This is a genomic window from Paenibacillus jepli (genome assembly GCF_047238105.1).
Taxonomy (GTDB): domain Bacteria; phylum Bacillota; class Bacilli; order Paenibacillales; family Paenibacillaceae; genus Paenibacillus_D.
The window spans coordinates 5,428,791-5,451,098 of the sequence record NZ_JBDFMD010000001.1; the positions used below are offsets into that span (position 1 = coordinate 5,428,791).

Consider the following 22,308-nt stretch of genomic DNA (forward strand, 5'->3'; position numbering starts at 1 on the left):
ACATCTTGAATTAATCGGTGGAAATTTAGAAATGGCGGTGCTAGGGGTTCATCCCTGCACCGCCATTCTTGCCTTTTGGTCTATTGCTGCCTTTTTAAGCAAATTGTGAGCAAGCGAAAGCCACCCGACCTCTAGGCTCACTTTTGGCAGGCCTCGAAGCAGGAAACGCCGGAATCCCCGGTTGTTCTTCATTTGCCCGAACACACTCTCCGGCTCAATCATCCTTCGAACCGACAACGCATATCCTTCTTCACTTCTGAGTTTCTCACGGGCTTGTTGCTTGTAACGCAAATACTTCAAGCTGACGCTGATTTCTCGATTTCCTTTCGCTTTCGTGCAAGCTTCCTTAAGCGGACAACCTTCACAACTCTCGCTCCGATAATGCCGTTTTCTAATTTCATATCCACTTTCGGTCTCTTCCTTGCTTTCATAACGGAATACGAGTTTTCGTCCGGCTGCACACGTCCACGTGTCTTCCATCTCGTCGTACTGCCAATTGTCCAGCTTGCTGATATCTTGCTGCCATTTCTTTGACTTTTCCTTGTGGTAAGTGCTGTACTTTACCACGGCTTCGCGTTGTTCGCTTTCCAGGTAAGCGTAATTTTCTTCTCCACCGTATCCAGCGTCTGCAATGATGGTTTTGGGGAGCTTACCAAGCTCGCCTTTCACCTTCTCTAGATGGGGTTTCAGGCATCGCGTGTCGGTTGGGCGTTGGTGCAAGCTATATCCGATAATGAATTGTTCTTCCGTTCCAATTTGTACATTGTAAGCTGGTTTGAGCTGACCATTGCGCATGTGATCTTCTTTCATTCGCATGAAGGTGGCGTCAGGATCGGTCTTGCTAAAGCTGTTTCGGTCCCCGAGAATTTCTTGTTGACGCTCGTATGTCTGCAAGCGGGGCAGGAGGTCTTTACGTAGCACACGTACTGCTTTTTTAAGCGGCTTGTCCTTGGGCCGAGCTTCCAAGTTTGCTTCTACTTGCTCAATGGCTGCTTCCAGCTTTTCGCTGGTCAGGAACGACGCTTCGCCTAATTCAGCAAGGTCCACTCCAGCCTGCTCCTGATCTTATTGTGTCTGCGCAGCTTCAATCGTGGCAAACAACGTGTGCACTTTTTCCTGCAGCTTCGCCTTGTGCTTCACGACGGCCTTGCTCCAGACGAACGTGTACCGATTTGCATTGGCTTCGATCTTGGTGCCATCGACAAAGTAGTGTTCGAGCTTAACGTACTTTTCCTCAGCAAGAAATTGGAGTACGCCAGTGAAGACGGTCTCCAGTACGTCCTTCATACGCTCGGAACGAAAGCGATTAATGGTGCGGAAGTCTGGGCGTTGTCTGCCGGCAATCCACATAAACATGACGTTCTCGCGGACGGCTTTAGCAATTTGACGGGAGGAGTAGATTCGTTGCGTGTAGGCATATATGATGACTTTGGTGAGCATTTTGGGGTGATAGCTGTCTCGTCCTCCACCCGGATAAGCAGCAGAAAAAATCCGATCGTCCAGACGATTGACGGCTTCGTTCACAACGCGAACGAGGTGATGTGGGGGGATGTCGTCCTCTAAATCCATTGGCAGATAAAGTTGGTCCATGGTATATTGAATGTACAAAGAAACCGCTCCTTTCTTAAATGGTTGGTCGCACTTCCATTTTACTAAGAAACGGTTTCTTTGTGTTTTACAATTTGAAGAAGGGGCCGGCCCTCAGTCATCGAACGATGACTTTTGGGACAGCCCCTTTTAATTATTGTTGTTTTTTATATACAGTACTCTCTAGTTGCTTAAGTCTGCGGGGGATGCTGAACCATTTGCGAACGCCGTAATAAATAGCGAACAGTAACAGCACTGCACACACGATGGTGCCGATAAACTCTGGCCAATAAAACCAGCTCACAAGCTAAACCTCCCTTGCTCAGAAGTTTACATAAGTTAAGTATACCGTATTCCTAGCCTGATGAAAATCATACAATAAAAACCGTAAGACGTCCGAATGCAACTTCAAGGCGCGAGACGGTATTATTTAGCAAAGGCAGGCCCTGGCAAACATGCCGGGCCTGCCTTTGACCGATGCTTTCGGATTACATGTGAGGAGGGTTATTGTTTGTACATCCGCGAGGGGCAGGAGAGTTTGTCCTTATTTCTTTGTTTCATAAAGCATGCTTTATGATACTACAAATTTCCTTCTTTATTTACTTCTCAAAAGACCTTAAACTTGATTTACGCAAGTGCCGTCTCATGAGAAACGCTACAAGTTTTGCAGGCAGTAAAGTCATTCTTGGCTTCCTTGAATCGATTCGATTCAATTAAACGCTTCGGACTCTGGGTCAAGCCAAAGCGGTGAACGCCATCTTCCCTACACATCGGATCTTGCAGTACCTCATCATCGGCTGGCTCGTCGGCGGCGAACGTCTCTTTCACTTCAAATCCCTGGAGAGCGACGCCTTAGTTGCCCACGCGATGGACTGTCGGGTGCCGCATCACAAGTTGTTAATCAAAGATACGCTGCGTCTGCGCAAGGCCCATGAGCAGTTAGCGCCGGCAATCCGAACCTTAAATCTCGACCTCATCGTACCCCGTTGCCCCTCACATACCGCTATATTTACGGGACATGGTTCGCCAAGCATGGGGGCATGCTGTCAGGCGGATTTGATTTTGAATACTATGAAGGGCAATATTATAAGGCACACGAAGCGAGTATAAAAATATACATTCCGATCGAAGTCGGATGACATGATAGGCTATATTCGTCGCAACCCGCCCGCCTTTGAAGCGGTCTACTGTGCTACTGGAGTCGTGTTGTCCACGGCTCCTTCTTTAGTTTTATTATCTGTGCGTAGCGCTCGTTCCACGAGCGGACACAGTAGGCGCTATTCCTCACAAGTAGGAGCGGACTGCCACTTTATCGGACACCAGATCCGCTATTCCCCAACTAACCGATGGTTACACGCGTCCATCGGCCAGATAACGGATCGTCTGTCCGCAGCCACACTATTCTCATGCTTTATGCACCAATAGCGCCTACTGGGTCCGTTACAGAAAGCACTAGTAGCGGAATTCTTCGTGGTAATTACAAATGTCCAGAAATGAGTTATAATATCGGAATAGGTTTCTTATAAAAAACTAACGAAGGGGAGCTGCTACCTTTGAATGCGAATACGATTACGGTCACCGACAGCTGGCTGCCTCCGCAATGGGCGCTGCTGCAGCGGCGTCTGCTGGATGGTCTGAACGAAGCGGCTGTCGAGTTTGTCGAACGCTACACCAGGGAGGACGGTACCCTGATCTGGCGCCAGGACTGGCCGGGCATGGATGGATCGGACGATCCGTATGAGGGATTCATGAATCTGGCCCTGCTCTATGCGCTCGGCGGCGACGCGCGGGTCGGGAAGCTGGCTGCCGAGATGTGGGAGAGCATCACCTGGCAGTGGACGCAGTACGGGCAGATCCATCAAGAATTCGACGGCTACTACGATTGGATGCATCACGGGGAGGGCTATTTGTACTTCTACTTCCTGGGACTGGCTGCCCCGGAGCATCTGAAGACGCGCCAGCGTGCGGTTGCCTTTGCCGGGCTGTATACGGGAGATCATCCCGAGGCAGACAATTATGATGCGGAGCGGAAGCTGATGCGCTCGCCGATCACCGGCAGCAAGGGGCCGCGCTTCGAGATGACCGAGGAGGACTGGGTCACGCACCGGGGCATCCTGGACGATTACCTGTCGCCCTTCGAGGATCTGGCAGGCGTGGACTTCGCCAGCGGTCGATGTCCATGGTCTGACGACGAGGTGTACCGGGAGATCATCCGTCTGATGAATGAGAGGCAGGCGAAGGGCGATGTGCCGGTCAATCTGAACGCCACCGGTCTGTTGACCAATGCTTACTTGCATACAGGGGACGAATCGTTCAGGCAATGGGTGATCGATTACGTGGAGGCCTGGGAGGCGCGCACCGCCCGCAATGGGGGCGTGATCCCGGACAACATCGGACTGTCCGGCGAGATCGGCGAGTATAATGACGGCAAATGGTGGGGCGGCTTCTACGGCTGGCGCTGGCCGCACGGTCTGCTGACGATCATGGAGCCGCTTCTGAACGCAAGCATGAACAAAGCCCTGTTGACCGGAGATCTATCGAGCCTTGATTTTGCCCGCTCTCAATTGGACTATAACTGGCGGCTCGGCAAGGAGATCGATGGCGTGTGGCAGGTGCCGTACAAGCATATCGATGCCGGCTGGACCGATTATCGCGTGCAGGTACCGACCTGGCCGGTCTATCTGTGGTCGATCTCGATGGCGCAGGAGGATGCGGAGCGCGTGAAGCGCATCCCGCTGTCGGATGATTACAAGTACATCGAGATCCCCGGTTACTCCGGGCGCAACGATGCGACGATGAAGGAGACCAAGCACTACATTGCCAACACCGTTCCCTGGTTCCGCTTCATGCAGGGCGACTATCCGGACTACCCGGAGCAGATCCTTCACGCCAACTACCGGCTGGTGCAGCATCAGCTTCAGAAGATGCGATCGGAGGCGGGCGATCCGCAGCAGTGGGTGACCGACGACTTCAACGCCGGAGCCTTATCAAGCATCCACAAGTGGCAGGAGATGTGCCCGCTTTATTTTGAAGGACTGGTGCAGCTGATGTGGGGCGCGCCGATGCATATCTCGCATGGCGGACTGCAGCATGGCAGGCTCCGTTACTACGATGGCCTGCGGAGAAGACCCGGTCTGCCGGAGGATGTCGCTGCGCTCGTCGAGGAGCTGAAGGATGAGGAGGCTGTCGTCACGCTCGTCAATCTGTCGCTCTCCGAGGAGCGGGAAGTGATCATGCAGGCTGGAACGTTCGGCGAGCATGCGTTCACCAGCGCAGCCTTGTTCAACGAACAGGGAGAGCGGGGCAGATCCGTTGAGCTTTCGGGCAAATGGGTTCCCGTGCGCCTGGCCCCGGGGGCGGGTGTCAAGCTTCGTCTGGGCATGAAACGCTATACGCAGCAGCCTTCCTATGAGACGCCTTGGCATGCGGACGGAGACCGGCCTGTTCTGCTGCGCGGCTGCAATACGAAAGGAGACTATCGATGACTACCATTACCAACCCGATATTACCCGGCTTCCATCCCGATCCTTCCATCGTTCGCGTAGGGGAGGATTATTATCTGGCGACCTCAACCTTTGAATGGTTCCCTGGCGTGATGATCTATCATTCGCGTGATCTTGCGACCTGGACACTGGTCAGCCGGCCGCTCGATGATGTGCGGCTGCTCGACATGAGAGGGGTGCCCGACTCCGGCGGCGTGTGGGCGCCTTGCCTAAGCTATGACAATGGCTTGTTCTACCTCATCTACACCAACGTGACCAACAAAAAATGGCCGCTGATGGACACACCCAACTATCTGACGACAGCGCCAGACATCACAGGCCCCTGGTCCGATCCGGTATTCCTGAACGGCAGCGGCTTCGATCCTTCCCTGTTCCATGACAGCGACGGCACCAAATGGCTGCTTAATATGAGGCTCGATCCCCGCAAGGGCAAGCAGACGATGGCGGGGATCGTCATGCAGCAATATTGCCCGGAACAGCAGTCGCTGATAGGCGAGGTGCGCAATATCTACACCGGCTCCGAGCTCGGCAAAACGGAGGGTCCGCATCTGTACAAGCGGGGCGACTACTATTATCTGATGACTGCGGAAGGCGGCACCGGCTGGGGGCATGCGGTGTCCATGGCCCGCTCGACCTCGATCTGGGGCCCGTATGAGACCGATCCGGACAATCCGATGCTGACCTCAGAGGGCGATGAGACACTTGAGCTGCAAAAGGCAGGGCATGCCAGCTATGTCGATACGCCTGATGGCGAGCACTATATCGTGCATCTGTGCGGGCGGCCGCTGATGCCGGAGCGCAGATGCAACCTGGGCAGAGAGACAAGCATCCAGAAGGTTCATTGGACAGAGAGCGGCTGGCTGCGGTTGAGCGGAGGCGGCAATCGCCCATACGTCCATGTAGAGGGGCCGGCGGCGAGCAGAGCACCCGAGTCCACCGTATCCGGCGAGCCTTCGGTCGTATGGCGGGAGGAGTTTGACGGCGATCGGCTGGACATGCAGCTGCAGTCGCTGCGGATCCCGGTCGAGAGCAGCTGGTGCTCGCTTGCGGAGCGGCCAGGCTATGTGCGGCTCAGAGGAAGGGATTTTCTGACCTCGTTGTTCCGTCAGAGTCTGCTGGCACGCCGGCAGCAGCATAAGCACTGCGAAGCCGTCACGAGCCTGGACTTCTCGCCGCAGACGCCGATGCAGACGGCCGGTCTGGTCTGTTATTACGATACGGACAACTTCTATTATCTGCATGTCACGCAGGATGAGCAGGCCGGGATCTGCCTGCGGCTGATCAGCCGGGATGACGGGAGCTTCGATGAGCCGCTGGCAGAGCCGCTTGCACTCGCAGGCTGGGCAGCCATCTACCTGAAGGTCGTCATCGAAGGCAGCAGCCTCCAGTATTATGCGTCTGAGGATGAAGAGAGCTGGCAGGCGGTGGGGCCGCAGCTGGACGCCAGCATACTGTCGGACGATTACGGCGCGGGAGGCAAGTACACAGGCAGCTTCATCGGCATTGCCGTGCAGGACCAGTCGGGTCAGGAGCTCCATGCGGATTTTGATTATTTGCAATATAAAGGCTGGGCGTAAGCCCAGATAGATAGGTTTACCGCCAGTTATGCGCTGGCGGTTTTTTAGTGTTCTTCCATCGTAATATTTTGAACCAACAGGGGAGGATCGCGAACCTTGTGTATCCGCATTCACCTTAGAATAAGGCTATACCCTCTACAGAAATGCAGGTGATTGGCAATGCCGGTTCGATTGCTCCGGACGGTGAGACGACATTCCTTTTTGTATCTTATTCTACTGCCGGGCTTGCTCTATTTCGCGGTGTACAAGTACGTGCCGATGTTCGGGCTGATCGTCGCTTTCAAGGATTACAAGCTGATGCTCGGCTTCTGGGACAGCCCATGGGCTGGGCTCAGCAATTTCAGCCAGTTTATCAACGGCGTCTATTTCTGGGATATCATGGCCAACACGCTGCTGATCTCCTTGTACAAGCTGCTGTTCGGGTTCACGACGCCCATCCTGCTGGCGCTTATGCTCAACGAGGTGCGGCTGGTGTGGTTCAAGCGCTCCGTACAGACGCTGACTTATCTTCCCCACTTCGTCTCCTGGGTCATCGTATACGGGCTGATGGTTGCGCTGCTCGCGCCGGGAGACGGGCTGGTGAATCAGCTGCTGAAGGGCTGGGGACTCTCGTCGATCTCCTTTCTGACCGAGCCCGATTGGATCCGGCCGCTCATCGTCGCTTCCGACGTATGGAAGGAAACGGGCTGGGGGGCCATTCTGTACCTGGCGGCGCTCGCAGGCATTGATCCGAGCCTGTACGAGGCAGCGAAGATCGATGGCGCGTCCAAGGCAAGGCAGATCTGGCATGTGACGCTGCCCGGTATCCGCAATGTCATCATCATCCTGCTGATTCTCAAGCTGAGTCATATTCTGGATGCCGGCTTTGATCAGATCTTCATGATGGCCAATGTGTTCAATCTGGAGAAGGCGGATATCATCGACACCTGGGTGTACCGGGAGGGGCTGGAGCGGATGAATGTTTCCCTGGCCACTGCCGTTGGCATCTTCAAATCCTTCATTGCGTTTTTTCTGGTGATCGGGGCCAATCAATTGGCCAAACGCTTTGACGGGCAAATCTGGTAAAAGGGAGGGCGCGAAATGATAACCACTAGCCGGGGCGAGAAGCTGCTGCAAGCCATCAACGCCGTCCTGCTGCTGCTGGCGGGGCTTGCCTGCCTGTTCCCCTTCTTCTATGTCCTTAGTGTTTCCTTTACACCCGCTGCCGAGGTTGTGCGGAAGGGAGTTGTGCTGATCCCCGAGCAGTTCACGCTATATGCCTACAAGCAGGTCATGCAAGGCTATGGCCTGGGCAACGCTTATCAGGTGACGTTGTTCCGCACCGTGGTCGGCACCGCGCTCAACCTGTTTTTCACCGTGCTGATGGCCTATTCCTTGTCCAAAAAACATCTGCCGGGGCGCTCAGCCATGCTGCTCTTTGTCATTTTCACGATGCTGTTCAATGGGGGGATCATCCCCACCTACCTGCTTACGCGGTATCTCGGGCTGCTCGATACGGTCTGGGCGCTCATCATCCCCGGTTTGATCAGCGCCTTCAATCTGATCATCGTCAAGGGCTTCTTCGAGCAGCTGCCCCCGGAGATTGAAGAATCGGCCAAGGTGGACGGCGCCGGTGATTTCCGGGTGCTGTGGCGGATCGTCCTGCCGCTTTCGCTGCCGGTTATCGCGACCATCGGGTTGTTCTACGCTGTGTTTCACTGGAACAGCTACTTTGACGGCATCATGTATATTCGCGATCAGCAGCTGTATCCGCTGCAGGTGGTGCTGCGCAATATCCTGCTTAATTTTCAGACGCAGTCGGTGGATGCGGTCAATGATCCGAGCTTGCCGGCCAGCTTCCTTTCGGTCCAGATGGCTGCCGTTATGTTATCTACCGTACCGATCCTGCTCGTCTACCCGTTCATCCAGAAGCATTTTGCCAAAGGGGTTCTGCTGGGCTCCGTCAAAGGATGATTATCATGGCTATTTGTCTTGATAATAGATATGATTATGAATAAAGGAGAGGTCAATCATGAGTACTGTCAACCCTCGCTTGTCCATGCTGGTCGCCCTCGTGCTATGTATGTCGCTGCTGGCGGCCTGCGCAGGCAACAACCAGGCCACGGGGACTCCGGATGCCAACGGAGCGAACGTCAACTCCTCCACAGCGCCTGATGCTCAGGAGCCTGATGCACAGCAGGACAGCAATGCCAAGACCTTCGACAAGCATTTGAAGCTCTCGGTGTTCAATTCCGGGGCATTCAATCCGGCTACGCCGATGCCCGACAAGGCGGAGGATCCGCTCAGGCAGATGCTGGAGGAGGCGGTCAATATCGAGCTGGACTACATGATTCCGGCGCCGGACCAGGCCGATGCGATGCTCAATGCCCTGATCGCTTCGGGCGATATCCCCGATCTGATCTACTTCAAGGACCGTGCGACAGCGGTGAAGTACTACGAGGAAGGCGTGACTGCCGATTTTGCAGAGCAGTTGGAGCAGTATCCGGATTACAAGGCACACTTCACTGAGCAGCAATGGAGCGATCTGAGCTATAACGGCAAGCAGATCGGCGCGCCGGCCTTCGAGCCAGTGAGCGGCACGGTCGGCTGGTGGATCCGCCAGGACTGGCTGGATGCGCTAGGACTGGAGATCCCGCAAACGACGGACGAGTTGCTGGAAGTGATGAAGGCGTTTACTTTTGAAGATCCCGACGGCAACGGCCAGCAGGATACGTATGGCTTTGTGGCTGGTGTCGGCAAGGACGGCAGTCTGATCAATCTGGGCTGGGGCGAGGTATTCTGGCTGTTCGGCGCCCATCCGGAAGTTGTAGATGTGAAGGATGGCGAGCTGGTGCTCGGTGCGACGGATGACCGGACACGGGAGGCGCTGGCCTATATCTCCGAGATGGTTGACAGCGGCGTCGTCGATCCGGACTGGGTATCGATCAATGACGTACAGCAGCTGAACCAGAAGATGTTCCGGGGCAAGGTCGGCATGCTGGTAACCGGCTGGCGGCTGATGGAACCGGCCAATCAGAAGAATATGCAGGAGATCGGAGGGGAGGTGCCGGAGTGGGTCACGGTCCCGCCTGTCGAGGGCCCTTATGGCGACCGCATCCTCGGCAATACCGCATCCCAGAGCAATTCCTGGGGCATCTCCGTGAAAGCGGCGAGGGATCCGGAGAAGATGGAGCGAATCTTCGAGTTCCTGCAATACTGGTACACCGACGAGGAAGCAAGGAAAGCCTTCTCCTACGGCATCGAAGGCGTCCAGTGGCACATGGAGGGCGATACGATCGTCAAGGAGAGCGCAGAAGATATCCTGAACAATTACCGCTGGACATCGAACTATTATATGCCGCGTCGAGCCGATGACGAGCTGTATTATGACTTCCAAAATCCGGATACGGCGGGCTTCCACCAGGTCAATCTGGATCATGTCGTGCCCAATCCGGCCCGAGCGATCATCGTCCCCGATCCGGACGACCGGCTCTACTCGGACCGCCAGAAGTATATCAGCGAGTCGCTGCTGCGATTCATGACCGGACGCGCTCCGCTCAGTCAATGGGAGGATTACAAGGAAACCTTGACGAATCGGTATGACTATGAGAACTATCGGAAGTATGTGACAGAGACGCTTGCGGCTGCGGGAGTGCTGCAGTAGCTGCAGGCTCGAGAACTAGCGGCGATGGGGGAGTAGGGATGAAGCTTAAGTTCAGCAGTCTGACGTTCAAGCTGTTTATGATCTGCTTTACGTTTGTCCTCTGCTGCACGACCCTTCTGACCCAACTGGCCTATGTCGCGGTGAAAAATGAGATCAGCAAGAACAATACGCTTTACGTCCAGGAGATCCTGGCCAAGACGGACGAATATCTGGAGCTGAGCTTTACTTCCCTGCAGACGATCCTGTTCTCGGTCCAGTCGGCCTATGACGGCGGCCTGCGGGAGCCGGAAGCTCTGCATCCGCAGATGCGGCGCTTGTATGAGCTAAATTACAACTATATTCATAATCTGTATATCATTCATCCCGACTACTCGATCAGCGGCACTTCGCTGCTCTCCAGGGTCTTCAATGAATCCCTGGCGGAGCGCGAGCCGCTGGTCGGACTGGCGCGGGAGGATGCCCTGTCGATCTCGGTCAGCCCGACCTATCGTTCCACCTATGCCGGCTGGACTGTCACGCTGCTCAAGGCGCTGGACAGCGGCAGGGAGGCGCCTGTCGCAGCGCTGGACATGGACATGAGAAGGATCGAGCAGCGGCTGCTCCAGATCAATCGCGAGAGCGATATCAGCATTGCAATTATCGATGCCTCGGGACGGCTGGTAGCCGGCGTGCCGGGGCTGTTCGGCACGTATGACGAGGCTTCGCATACCCTGGCGTTCCAGGGGGTGTCCTCGCAGGAGATCGCCGCCGCGAACAACGGGACGATCAAGGCCGCCACGCCGGAGGGGCGTCCCCTCACGATCAACAAGCATGCGTCCGCCAGGTTCGGCTGGTCGGTCATCTCGATGCATGACGAGGGGATGCTGGCCCGGTCGCTGGCGACGATGCAGCGCTATTACGTCTTCTTCCTAGCGGGCGGCATGGCGATCAGCTTGCTGGCTGCTTATGCCGTCACCCGGTTTATCCGGGCGCCTCTGCAGCGCATCATGCTCAAGATGAATCAGATCCGTCTGGGCAATCTGGATGTCACAATCGGCATGGACCGCAAGGACGAGTTCGGCGTGCTCTCGACGACCTTCGACGCGATGATCCTGCGCATCCGCGAGCTGCTCACGGAGCTGCACCAGAAGGAGGAGACGAAGCGGCAGATCGAGATCCAGATGCTCCAGGCGCAGATCAATCCGCATTTCCTGTACAACACGCTGGGTTCGATCAGCAACGCTGTAAGTCTGGGCAAGCTGGATAAAGTAGATCCGATCATCCAATCGCTGATCCGGATTATGGAATACGGCATGAGCGATGTCAATCACCTGGTGACGCTGCGCGAGGAGCTGGACAACGCAAGAGACTATTTGAATATCCAGAACGTCCGCTACAATCGCCTGTTTCCATTGGAGACGAGCATCCCGGAGACGCTGATGACGTCTCCCGTACTGCGGATGATCCTGCAGCCGATCGTGGAGAATTGTATCTTCCACGGCTACAAGGGCGGCCGGATCGAAGGCGTCATCCGGATCTCGGCGGTCATCGACCGCCAGGCGCTGTGCCTGACAGTGGAGGATGAGGGGGAGGGCATGAGCCAGGCCAAGCTGGAGAGCATACTGAACGGGCGGAGTGCGCCAGGACGCGCGAGAGCCCGCATCGGCATGTTCAACATCCATCAGCGGATCCGTCTCCGGTACGGATCCTCCTATGGGCTGCAGATCGAGAGTGTCAAAGGAGAAGGCACCAGGGTGAGCATCATCCTGCCCGCCTATGCCGAGGATAACGGGGGTGAGAAGTATGAGCAGCTGCCGCTGCCTGATCGTGGATGACGAGGATCTGATCCTGGAGAGACTGGAGCATTTCTTTATGAAGCACCAGGATGAGTTTGAACTGGTGGGCAAAGCCTACAGCGGCACGGAGGGGCTTCAGCTGGCAGAGGAGACGCGGCCTGAGATCGTCATCACCGACATCGTCATGCCCGAGATGGACGGCATCGAGATGATCGAGCAGCTGCAGCAGCGTGTTCCCGGTATATACGGCATCATCTTGTCCGCTTACTCCGAGTTTGCCTATGCGCAAAAAGCGATGCAGCTGAAGGTAGGAGATTATATCGTGAAGGTCCCGCTGGACGAGCAAGCCCTGCTGCAGGCGCTGCGCAAGGGCGCCTCGGCCCTGAAGGAACAGAAGAAGCAAACCGATGAGATGACCAGGCTGGACCAGACGAAGCGTAAAAATGTGCATCGCGTGCGCAAGCAGGTGTTTGCCGAGCTGATGCGGGGCGAGTGGCCAGCCCGATCGATCCGATCCTGGGAGCACGAGATGATGCTCGATCTGGACATGGACAGCTACTGCGCCTGCCGCATCCAGCTGGGCGACTGTGGCGCATTTCTGCAGCGCTTCTCCAAGGCGGATCAGCGCGCCTTGCGCTATGGGCTGCTCAATATGGCTGAGGAATGCTTGCAGTCCAGAGGCCGAGGCTTCCTGTTCGAGCATTCGGAGGCAGCCTGGGCCGGTTATATCTCCTGGCCTCATATGCACAGCCAGTCGGAGCAAATGCAGCGGGCCTATGAGCTGGGTACGGCGATCATCGAGCATGCGCAACATTATCTGAAGCTGCGGGTATCGGTAGCCTTCAGCGGGGTGTTCCGCAGTCTGGATGGGCTGCAGCCCGCCTACAAGCATGCCGATGAGGTGATGGAGCTGTTCTATTACACGGACAAGCCGGCTGTCGTGCTGCTGCCTCACCAGCTGCAGCTCCATGAACCCGGCCTGCCGGAAGCGGAGGGCGAGCTCCGGAAGCAGCTGCATACGCTGCTTGGCCGCGTGAGAGCCGGTCTTCCCTGCCAGACGTTTGAAGACGCGCTGGCGCCGCTGGCTGCCCGGATCCGGCAGCTCCGCATCCGTCCCGCCCGGGCGACCTCGCTCCTGCGGGAAGCGGCAGCCGAATTGTCCGCCTGGAGCCCGGTGGCGGCAGCGCATCTGGAGCGTCCGATCTGGCAGATCGACACCTTTGCTTGGTTGCGGCTGGAAGAACAGCTGCAGCTGCTCCGCGAGCTGGTGAGAGAAATGACGGCCCGGGGCGGGACTTCTGATCGTCCGGAGGTTCAGGCAGCCAAGGCTTTTATCTCATCGCATGTGCATGAACGTCTGACGCTCCAGCAGGTCGCCGATCACGTCGGGCTCTCGCCCAATTACTTCAGCGCGATGTTCAAGCGAGAAGAGCAGCTCGGCCTGGTGGATTATATCAACCGGAAGAAAATCGAGCTGGCCCAGCAGCTGCTGCTCGAAAGAAGCTTCAGCAACTTCGAGCTGAGCGAGCGGATCGGCATCGGCAACGAACGGTATTTTTGCACGCTGTTCAGACAGTATACGGGAAGCTCGCCCCAGCAATACCGCAAGCAGTTGAAGCGGTGAGGCCCCAGCTTCAGCGTTATTTCATAAAAACCTTAGGTCATCATCATAAAATTGATCCTTACCCGGAGATGAAGTCTGTTGGTACGATGGATCAAATGAATCATACTGAAAGGCGGTGATCCGCATGGGAAGCCAAGCGAAGCGTCCACATCTTATCCTGTTCAATCCGGATCAGTGGCGCGGTGATGCGCTGGGCCATCTCGGTCATCCGGCGGTTCAGACCCCCAATCTCGATCGTCTCGTGGGGGAAGATGCCGTCTCGTTCCGCAACGCATTTTGTCAGAATCCGGTCTGTACGCCAAGCCGCTGCTCTTTTATGAGCGGGTGGTACCCGCACGTAAGAGGGCACCGCACCATGTTTCATATGATGAAGCCGGATGAGCCGGTGCTGCTGAAGCATTTGAAGGATGCCGGTTACTACGTGTGGTGGGGGGGCAAAAACGATCTGGTACCCCAGGACAATGTAGCACAGTATTGCAATCACAAGAATACGCCGTCCATGCCCTGCAAGCCGATGTATGCGATGGACCGGCTGGATGAATGGAGGGGCGGTCCGGACAGCGATGGCTACCGCTCGCTATTCGCCGGCAAGCTGGAGTCGGAGCCTGCAGAGGCGGACTTCTCCTGTTATCCGGACAGCGATTGGGGACATATCCGGGATGCGCTGCGTTTTTTGGCGGAGGCGCCTGCGGATCAGCCGTTCTGTCTCTACCTGCCGCTGGTCTACCCCCATCCTCCTTATGGCGTGGAGGAGCCATGGTACAGCTTGACGGACAGGCGAGCTCTGCCGCCGCGGATCCGGCCTGACGAGAACTGGGGGCGCAAGCCCAGCATGGTGCGTGAGCTGCGCAGTATCTACGGCCTGGCGCATTGGGAGGAGGAGCGGTGGGACGAGCTTCGCGCCACTTATTTTGGCATGTGCGCCAGGGTCGATTATCAGTTGGGCCTGCTGATCCAGGCGTTGAAGCAGCATGGCTTGTACGAAGACACAGCCCTGTTCGTGTTCTCGGATCACGGGGACTTCAACGGCGATTATGATCTGGTAGAGAAGACGCAGAATACCTTCGAGGACTGTCTGACACGGGTGCCGTTTATTGTGAAGCCGCCCGCCTGGATCGACAGCAGGCCGGGAGTAAGCGACGCGCTGGTCGAGCTGGTCGATCTTCCTGCCACTGTTGCGGACATAACCGGCTTGCCGCTTGCTTATACCCAGTTCGGGAAGAGCCTCGTGCCGCTGCTCAGCGGCCGGGAGCAAGAGCATAGGGATGCGGTATTCAGCGAAGGCGGGCGGCTGCGGGAGGAGCAGCACTGCATGGACTCGACCCCGCAGAACAACCGGGTGGAGGATCTGTACTGGCCGAGAGGGCACCTGCATCGGAGCAGCGGTCCTGAGCATACAAAGGCGACGATGTGCCGGACGAAGAGCTACAAGTATGTAAGGCGGCTGTATGAAGACGACGAATTGTACGACTTGAAGCGCGATCCGCAAGAGCTGGTCAATGTTGCCGGCGACCCGGCCTACCGCGAGCCGCTGGCGCAGCTGAAGGAACGCATGCTGCGATTCTATCAGGAAACCAGCGATGCGGTACCCTGGCAGCGGGACCAGCGCGATGCGGCCAAGTAGGAGAAGTGGTATGATGGCTTTAGGATAAGAGCTCATGATGGGGGATTCAGGATGAAGCTGCTGATGCGTGTTTGGCCAAGCCGGCTGAAATACCGTTTGTTCTTCGCATTTCTGTTGTTGATTCTGATTCCCTACTCTTTGCTCCAATTGTATTCCTATCGCGATACCGAACGATTAATTACGAGAAGTGTGGCTGTTCAGGCAGGCGAGCAACTGAATCTGGTCAAACAAAGCCTGGCGAAGCTGAAGTCAGGTGTCTTCCTGACCATGCTGCAGTTGGAAACGAACACGCAGTTGATCGATCTCTTGCGTCATCCGGATCATTACGATGAGCAGACCCGCGGAGATATTGTTATGCCTATCCTCTCTCGTCAGGAGATGAACACCGGAGGCTCGCAAGCGCATGTTCATTACCATATTGCTGATCGTTACGGCAATCTCTATTCTTCATTGACGGAGGGCAGATACGCATACGATACGATGATGGCGAGCAAGGTGTTTAAGGAATTAACCCCTCAGAGGACGTATGTATGGGTGATTGAAGACAGCAACGATCTGCCTGTAGAGGTATCTGGAAGCCGGGCTCTGCTGAGCCTTTATAATGCTTTGTTTGATGAGGACGGCGAAGCCTACGGCTATTATAAATTTGCTATTGATTTCGAGGGCTGGCTCTTTCAACTGGGAAGAGAGCTGCTGATTCACCAAAAATACGCCGTGCTGAACGACGCCGGTGTGGCTTTGGCAAGTACGGGCGATGAACATGCCCTTCGTTCCTCCGTGCGCAGACAGATCATTGCAGATGCCCAAGCTCAGCCGTATGTCACACGTATGGAGGGACAGCAGCTGATCGGTGCCGTGCGTCTTCCCCAACTTGGCTGGACCATCGTCAGTCAGTTTCCCATGGCTATTTATTTTGGTGATCTGGAGGCACAGCGCAGCAGGATTTTGATCACATCTGCGATTCTTACTGTTCTGTTTATCGGCATCACCTTTTTTATCTCCTCCACGATTACTCGCCCCGTATCGATATTGCAGCGCAAGCTCCAGGATTTTGTGCCCCATAATATGAAGACTACCTTGCCGGAGAATGCCTTTCACGGAGAAATGCGGTTTCTGGCTGCTTCCTTCAACCGGATGGTGAAGGACATCCAGCGTTTGATCGGACAACTGAAAACGGAAGAGAGGCAGAAGGAAGCCATTCGGTTCCAGATGCTCTTGTCGCAGATGAATCCTCATTTCTTGCTTAACACATTGAATGTCATTCGCTGGAATGTACTGAGCAAGCAGGATGAAGAAACGGCAGATATCTGCATTGCGCTGGCCAAGCTTTTGGAAACCAGCCTTAATCTCGAAACAGAGTTGATTTATTTGAAGCAGGAGATGGAGTTGGTGAAGGCGTATGTGCATATCCAGAACTTCCGGTTTGATCACCGGCATGCAGTGCTCTACGATGTGCCCCAACACCTGGACTATGTATTGGTGCCCAAGCTATGTCTGCAGCCGCTTGTCGAGAATGCGTATCAGCATGGCTTTCACAACATGCGAAGCGGCGGCGTAGTTACAGTCAAAGGATATACGCAGCAGGAGGAGCTTATCCTGGAGATCTCCAACAACGGGACACCCTTTACACCTGGGAATGCGCATCCATCAGGCACACATAACAAGGTGCGGGAAAAGAAGCGTCCGGGTATCGGCCTGGCCAATATCAAAGAGCGCTTGCAATTGCTATTCCGGGAGTCGGGGAAGCTGGAGATCATGGCGGCTGCGGAAGGGAACGGCACTGTCGTGCGGATACGCATGCCTTTGCTTCTTTCAGTCCCATATGATGGAGGGGATGCGGATGTGGAACGTGCTGATCGTAGAGGATGAGCCCTTTGTTCGAAAGGCATTTATAAAGCATACGAATTGGGAAGCGTATGGATTTACAGTTGTGGGCGAGGCTGAAGACGGCAAGGAAGCGCTGGAGAAGATCAAGAGTCTGAAGCCGGATCTCGTCATCTCTGACATTGTGATGCCGATGATGGACGGGCTGGAGCTGCTGCACGCTGCTCGGAGTGAAGGATGCAATGCCCGGTTCGTTATGCTGAGCTGCATGAATGAATTTGCCTATGCCCAGGAGGCGATCCGGCAAGGGGCCTCAGGTTATATCCTCAAATCCTCTATGACGCCTCATGAGCTGAGACAGACCCTGGAGAAGGTAAGGGAGGAGCTGGATAGAGACAAACGAAGCAAGCAGCTGATGGATGAATTTAAATTAAAAGACTGGTATGAGGAACTTTGGCGGCAATGGACAGGTGCAGCCGATGCAGCCGTTGGTTCCTTATCGTCACCACCGGAGCTGCCCAATGATCGGGTGACGGTTGTTACGGCTTTGTACAGTCCGGCCTGGCATTGGTCAGTCGTACAGGAAGGCTCGGGAATGCTTGTTGAAGACGATGCTGTCATCCACGAATTCCACCACCATGATACGATAAATTGGTTCATCTGGAGCAAAACCGCAGCTGCCCCGAGGCAGGTCTATACGGCATGTTCTAAAAAGATGCCAACCTCTGCGTATGTCCTGGCCAACTTGCGGCCGGAGCAACTATCGGAGGGGTGGCAGACGGTATTGAATCGCGTGTATGAATGCTGGTATGCCGGCCAAGCGGAGTCGCAGCTGATACACTTGGGCGCGATTGCACCCAATAGGGCCAGACTGACAGCTACTCTGCCATGGGAGCTGGAGAAAAATTTGATACAATGTGTGTCTTCCTATCAACCGCAACCGTGTCGAGAAGCAATGGAAGCTATATGGGAGTATGCCCGTCAGCAGGTTATCCCGTATCATCATCTCAAATCGATCTGGCAACGGCTGCTTCGGCAAATCGCCGATCTGTGCGGACATCCACTGCCTAGTGATGGCCTTCTTGGCATAGCAAGTCCGGGTTCACCTGGCGGCTTCAAGGAAACGGTATGGAAGCTTATCGAGGAATGCGGCAGGCAGTTGTCGAAGCAGTCGCCAATTCAGACCGATCACGCTGAAGTCAACAAGATGCTGCAATATATTCATTATCATTATCACGCTCCGATCTCGCTAGCTGATCTGTCAGCATATGTAAATCTGGAGGAGCATTATATCAGTGCTTTATTCAAACGCAAGACGGGCATGGCTTTTGTCAACTATGTAAACCAGTATCGGATTGACCAAGCCAAACGGCTTCTGCTGTCCACTGATATGTCAGTAAGCGAGATTGGCATGGCGGTAGGGTTTGCAAGCGACAATCATTTTTCTAAAATGTTCAAACGTTGGTTAGGCGTCACGCCGGGGATCTATCGTCTCCAATCACAGAAGCCAAGTCCTGCGAACTGCTAGACAGTGCTTAACACATGATGCGGACCGTTTGCCCCAAGGGCAGGCGGTCCGTTTGACGTTCAGAACAATCACAAGATTGGTAGGGAAAGTGGATAAAATCGTGACTAATGTTTCATAGAGCGGCAAGCTACAATAATCATATCGACGCAAGAGAGGGGAAGCACGCATGAACCGAACAGAACGCTTGCATGCAAAGAAAGGCTTGATCAAACAAGTCTGGCTGCATGACATCTGGAAATCAAGGTCGCTCTACTTGATGCTGTTGCCTGCAGTGGTCTGGTACCTCGTATTCAAGTACCTGCCTATTTACGGCCTCATTATTGCTTTCAAGGACTACGACATCATGGGCGGTATTCTGGCAAGCCCTTGGGCAGATCCCTGGAACAAGCACTTTATCCAGTTTTTCAATTCCCCCTATTTTTGGCAGCTTCTGAATAATACCTTTCTGATCAGTATATACAAGCTGGTGTTTGGCATGCTGCCAAGCATTGTACTGGCGGTTATGCTCAGCGAGTGCCGGATTCCATTCATGAAGCGATGGGTGCAGACGATCAGCTATATGCCGCACTTTCTGTCCTGGGTCATTATCTACGGCATCATGGTAGCGCTCTTCTCAGAGACATCCGGGATTGTCAATCGCTGGCTCTCTGAATACGGCAGTGGTTCCGTGCCGTTTCTTCACTCGACAGACTGGTTTCGCAGCATGCTGGTCGGCTCTGATATGTGGAAGGATCTCGGGTGGGGGGCGATCATTTATCTGGCCGCGATTGGCGGCATTGATCCTACGCTGTACGAGGCGAGTCGAGTGGATGGAGCCGGCCGCTTGCGGATGATCTGGCATGTGACACTGCCGGGTATACGCAATGTCATCGTCATTCTTCTCATCCTGAAGCTGGGGCAGATCCTCGATGCAGGCTTTGAGCAGATTTACATCATGTATAACATCAGTGTATATCCGGTAGCCGATATTATCGACACGTGGGTATTCCGTACAGGACTGGAGCAGTTAAACTTCAGCCTTGCTGCAGCAGTGGGATTATTTAAATCGGTCATAGGTTTTGTCCTGGTGGTCATGTCGAACCAACTGGCGAAGAAATGGGGTGAAGGGATATGGTAAGCCGAAAATGGACCTTCTTTGATACGGTCAATTATGTTCTGCTCTTTTGTGTCATGCTGATCGCCATTGTGCCTTTGCTCTATGTCCTTTCCGTTTCATTAACGCCTTACGGCGAAGTGCTGCGCAATGGAGGCTTCGTTCTCTTCCCCCAAAGCTTTACGCTTGAGGCTTATCGTTTTTTATATGAAGAAAGCACCATCGGCAGGTCCTTTGGCGTGACGGCCTTCATTACGGTCGTCGGCACGGCGATCAATATGATACTGAGCGTCTTGCTAGCGTATCCTCTGAGCCGCAAAGCCTTGCGATTTCGAAGCGCCTTTTTATTGTTTGTTATTTTCACGATGATCTTCAACGGCGGGCTGATTCCGACTTACCTGGTCGTCAAAAACGTAGGACTGTTGGATTCCGTCTGGGCCATGATGATACCTAATGCGATTGCAACATTCAATGTCATTATATTAAAGAGCTTTTTCGAAAATCTGCCGAACGAAATCCTGGAGTCGGCTCGTATAGACGGTGCATCGGAGTGGCGAACGCTGCTGCAGGTTGTCGTACCATTATCCGTGCCGGCGCTGCTCACAGTAGGCTTATTCTATCTTGTCTCGCACTGGAATGAGTTTTTCCATGCCATTCTGTATGTGCAGGACAAGCGACTCCATCCAGTCCAGGTTGCTGTCCGGGAGCTGCTCCTGACCACACAGCAGAATAATACCAACACGGATATCATCGTCCCGACGGTAACGATACAAATGGCAGCCGTCGTAGCTGCAAGTCTCCCGATCATCTGTATCTATCCGTTCCTGCAAAAGCACTTCACCAAGGGGATGCTCCTGGGCGCGGTAAAGGGGTAAAGGCAAGCCATGACTAGAATGAAACGCGGTCATTTTCCATGACGTTCGTGGGACCGCATTCATTATAAAAATTAATGGAGGGGTAGTATGAATGCACAAAAGCTGTTATCAGGCTTATCGGTGTGGTTCATAATCGCGCTGATGCTCGCCGCATGCTCCGGGGGAGCAAATGAACCGATGAACAACACGGAGCAGCCCGCAAATGCTATGCAGTCCGATGAAGGCAATACGGAGGCAGGAGATCCGATCAAAATCGAAGTTATCAAACGGGCGACACAGAAAATGCCTGATCAAGATTTTGTGAAGGCGGCAATCGACAGCAAATTGAACACGGATCTGGTGATCTCTCAGGAACCCGACGACAATGAATTATCGAACAAATTGAATGTGCGCGCGGCATCATCGACTTTGCCGGAAATTATGGAGTTCAGTACGAAAAATCAGTTTCAGCAATTCGCGGACAAAGGTTTGCTATTGGACCTCACGCCATATCTGGAAGAACTGGAGGAGGTCAGATCGTTTCTAGGCGAAGATGCAGTAAAGAAAGGGACGTATAATGGCCATGTATACGCGATTGCCAAAGAGCCCAGTCTCGCAAGGTTTTCTTATTGGATCCGCAAGGACTGGCTGGATACCCTCGGCCTGCCCATCCCTGAAACCGTCGAAGAATTGCTTGAAACCGCGATAGCTTTTACCGAGCAGGACCCCGACCGAAATGGACGCAAAGATACGTTCGGGATCACAGGGGCTTCGCATCAAGTCTTTGCTCCGATCTTCGGCGCATATGGCATCGCAACCCCAGAAGGAGGAGAGGCACCATTCTATGTCCAGGAAGGCGAGCTGATCAATGCGCTTTATGATCCAGCGATGGCGGATGCACTGGAGATGATCAAATCGTTTATTGCGGCAGGCGTGGTTGATCCGGAGTTCGCTAGCAACAAGCAGCCGCAAGCAAACGACAAAGCCTTTATGGGGCAGGCCGGCATTCTGTATCATCAATGGGTCGTTATGCGCGACAATGAAGTGAACCAGTGGAAGACAGCCAATCCGGAAGCGGAGTGGGTTCGGATAATGACGCTTGCGGGACCGGCAGGAAGTCAGATGGGCTACGTGGACCGCGGCGCGACGAGCGGGTATGTCGCCCTGCCGAAAAGTCTGGAGCGTTCGCCAGATAAGCTGAGAAAAGTGTTGGAGCTGCTTAATTATGTTTCTTCCGAAGAAGGTCTGGATCTGGTATCTTACGGCTTGCTGGATGAGCATTACACCATAGAAAGCGGCAAGCCAAAGGTGATGATGGAGAAAAACGCCGAGGTGCAGTTTACTTGGGTGTATCAAATTATGGGGCGGCCGGAGCTGGAATATTTGACTACAAAATTTCCGGAGCAAGCGTCCTACATTGAGGATGGCAACAAGCTTGATTATATTGAAACCTACAATGGCTTGCTGCAAAACCCGACCGGCTACAATCCGGCGGATGCCAATCGCTTTATACAGGAAGAGCTCCTGAAGTTTTTCTATGATAAAGCGCCGTTGTCCCAGTATGCCTCTTTTCTTGAAACGCTCGAAAATGTTTTTCATTATGACACTTTTCTGGAAAGCAGCAGACAGCAGTTCGATGAGCTTGATTTGCAACAATAATCTTCTATTGGGAGGCG

The 22,308-nt window shown here is 54.4% G+C and carries 14 protein-coding genes and 1 pseudogene; 14 read left to right on the forward strand and 1 reads right to left on the reverse strand.

Annotation, left to right across the window (positions count from 1 at the left end; genetic code table 11):
- Positions 1 to 48: 48 nt before the first annotated feature.
- Positions 49 to 1,608 (reverse strand): annotated as a pseudogene (locus tag ABC336_RS23005) (IS1182 family transposase).
- Between the two features lie 965 nt (positions 1,609 to 2,573).
- Here ABC336_RS23005 and ABC336_RS23010 point away from each other — a divergent pair.
- From ABC336_RS23010 to ABC336_RS23075, 14 genes are all read left to right on the forward strand, one after another.
- Positions 2,574 to 2,726 carry a GyrI-like domain-containing protein gene (locus ABC336_RS23010; protein WP_413240866.1) on the forward strand — a complete coding sequence of 51 codons (153 nt, stop codon included), beginning with the start codon at positions 2,574 to 2,576 and terminating at the stop codon, positions 2,724 to 2,726.
- Between the two features lie 414 nt (positions 2,727 to 3,140).
- Positions 3,141 to 5,072 carry a DUF8034 domain-containing protein gene (locus tag ABC336_RS23015; protein ID WP_413240867.1) on the forward strand — a complete coding sequence of 644 codons (1,932 nt, stop codon included), beginning with the start codon at positions 3,141 to 3,143 and terminating at the stop codon, positions 5,070 to 5,072.
- Positions 5,069 to 6,667, forward strand: coding sequence for a glycoside hydrolase family 43 protein (locus ABC336_RS23020; protein ID WP_413240868.1), 1,599 nt, complete (start codon positions 5,069 to 5,071; stop codon positions 6,665 to 6,667). The genes ABC336_RS23015 and ABC336_RS23020 overlap by 4 nt, the downstream gene beginning before the upstream one ends.
- Before the next feature lie 159 nt (positions 6,668 to 6,826).
- Positions 6,827 to 7,732 carry an ABC transporter permease gene (locus ABC336_RS23025; RefSeq protein ID WP_413240869.1) on the forward strand — a complete coding sequence of 302 codons (906 nt, stop codon included), beginning with the start codon at positions 6,827 to 6,829 and terminating at the stop codon, positions 7,730 to 7,732.
- A gap of 15 nt (positions 7,733 to 7,747) precedes the next feature.
- On the forward strand, positions 7,748 to 8,620 hold the full coding sequence (locus ABC336_RS23030; RefSeq protein WP_413240870.1) for a carbohydrate ABC transporter permease: 873 nt from the start codon (positions 7,748 to 7,750) through the stop codon (positions 8,618 to 8,620).
- Positions 8,621 to 8,678: 58 nt separating this feature from the next.
- A complete protein-coding gene (locus tag ABC336_RS23035) occupies positions 8,679 to 10,310 on the forward strand; it encodes a type 2 periplasmic-binding domain-containing protein (protein ID WP_413240871.1) in 1,632 nt (543 codons plus the stop codon).
- Between the two features lie 38 nt (positions 10,311 to 10,348).
- On the forward strand, positions 10,349 to 12,124 hold the full coding sequence (locus ABC336_RS23040; RefSeq protein WP_413240872.1) for a cache domain-containing sensor histidine kinase: 1,776 nt from the start codon (positions 10,349 to 10,351) through the stop codon (positions 12,122 to 12,124).
- On the forward strand, positions 12,093 to 13,709 hold the full coding sequence (locus ABC336_RS23045) for a response regulator (RefSeq protein WP_413240873.1): 1,617 nt from the start codon (positions 12,093 to 12,095) through the stop codon (positions 13,707 to 13,709). The genes ABC336_RS23040 and ABC336_RS23045 overlap by 32 nt, the downstream gene beginning before the upstream one ends.
- 124 nt (positions 13,710 to 13,833) lie before the next feature.
- Positions 13,834 to 15,333: a sulfatase family protein gene (locus tag ABC336_RS23050; protein WP_413240874.1), complete on the forward strand. Its 1,500-nt coding sequence runs from the start codon at positions 13,834 to 13,836 to the stop codon at positions 15,331 to 15,333.
- 51 nt (positions 15,334 to 15,384) lie between these two features.
- Positions 15,385 to 17,202, forward strand: a complete 1,818-nt coding sequence (locus tag ABC336_RS23055; protein WP_413240875.1) for a sensor histidine kinase — start codon at positions 15,385 to 15,387, stop codon at positions 17,200 to 17,202.
- The gene (locus ABC336_RS23060; protein ID WP_413240876.1) at positions 17,174 to 18,685 is read left to right on the forward strand and encodes a response regulator transcription factor; all 1,512 of its coding nucleotides are present in this window, start codon (positions 17,174 to 17,176) and stop codon (positions 18,683 to 18,685) included. Before ABC336_RS23055 ends, ABC336_RS23060 begins: the two co-directional genes overlap by 29 nt.
- Before the next feature lie 166 nt (positions 18,686 to 18,851).
- Entirely contained in the window at positions 18,852 to 19,802 is a 951-nt protein-coding gene (locus ABC336_RS23065) for an ABC transporter permease (RefSeq protein ID WP_413240877.1), read from the forward strand.
- On the forward strand, positions 19,796 to 20,653 hold the full coding sequence (locus ABC336_RS23070) for a carbohydrate ABC transporter permease (protein ID WP_413240878.1): 858 nt from the start codon (positions 19,796 to 19,798) through the stop codon (positions 20,651 to 20,653). Before ABC336_RS23065 ends, ABC336_RS23070 begins: the two co-directional genes overlap by 7 nt.
- An 87-nt stretch (positions 20,654 to 20,740) precedes the next feature.
- Complete coding sequence (locus ABC336_RS23075) at positions 20,741 to 22,291, forward strand: extracellular solute-binding protein (protein WP_413240879.1); 1,551 nt, start codon at positions 20,741 to 20,743, stop codon at positions 22,289 to 22,291.
- The last annotated feature ends 17 nt before the right edge of the window (positions 22,292 to 22,308 follow it).

Coding starts and splice junctions, on each gene's coding strand:
- ABC336_RS23065 (WP_413240877.1), top strand. CDS start 18,852: ATGAACCGAACAGAACGCTTGCATGCAAAGAAAGGCTTGATCAAACAA.
- ABC336_RS23070 (WP_413240878.1), top strand. CDS start 19,796: ATGGTAAGCCGAAAATGGACCTTCTTTGATACGGTCAATTATGTTCTG.
- ABC336_RS23030 (WP_413240870.1), top strand. CDS start 7,748: ATGATAACCACTAGCCGGGGCGAGAAGCTGCTGCAAGCCATCAACGCC.
- ABC336_RS23040 (WP_413240872.1), top strand. CDS start 10,349: ATGAAGCTTAAGTTCAGCAGTCTGACGTTCAAGCTGTTTATGATCTGC.
- ABC336_RS23055 (WP_413240875.1), top strand. CDS start 15,385: ATGAAGCTGCTGATGCGTGTTTGGCCAAGCCGGCTGAAATACCGTTTG.
- ABC336_RS23025 (WP_413240869.1), top strand. CDS start 6,827: ATGCCGGTTCGATTGCTCCGGACGGTGAGACGACATTCCTTTTTGTAT.
- ABC336_RS23050 (WP_413240874.1), top strand. CDS start 13,834: ATGGGAAGCCAAGCGAAGCGTCCACATCTTATCCTGTTCAATCCGGAT.
- ABC336_RS23060 (WP_413240876.1), top strand. CDS start 17,174: ATGTGGAACGTGCTGATCGTAGAGGATGAGCCCTTTGTTCGAAAGGCA.
- ABC336_RS23035 (WP_413240871.1), top strand. CDS start 8,679: ATGAGTACTGTCAACCCTCGCTTGTCCATGCTGGTCGCCCTCGTGCTA.
- ABC336_RS23045 (WP_413240873.1), top strand. CDS start 12,093: ATGAGCAGCTGCCGCTGCCTGATCGTGGATGACGAGGATCTGATCCTG.
- ABC336_RS23075 (WP_413240879.1), top strand. CDS start 20,741: ATGAATGCACAAAAGCTGTTATCAGGCTTATCGGTGTGGTTCATAATC.
- ABC336_RS23020 (WP_413240868.1), top strand. CDS start 5,069: ATGACTACCATTACCAACCCGATATTACCCGGCTTCCATCCCGATCCT.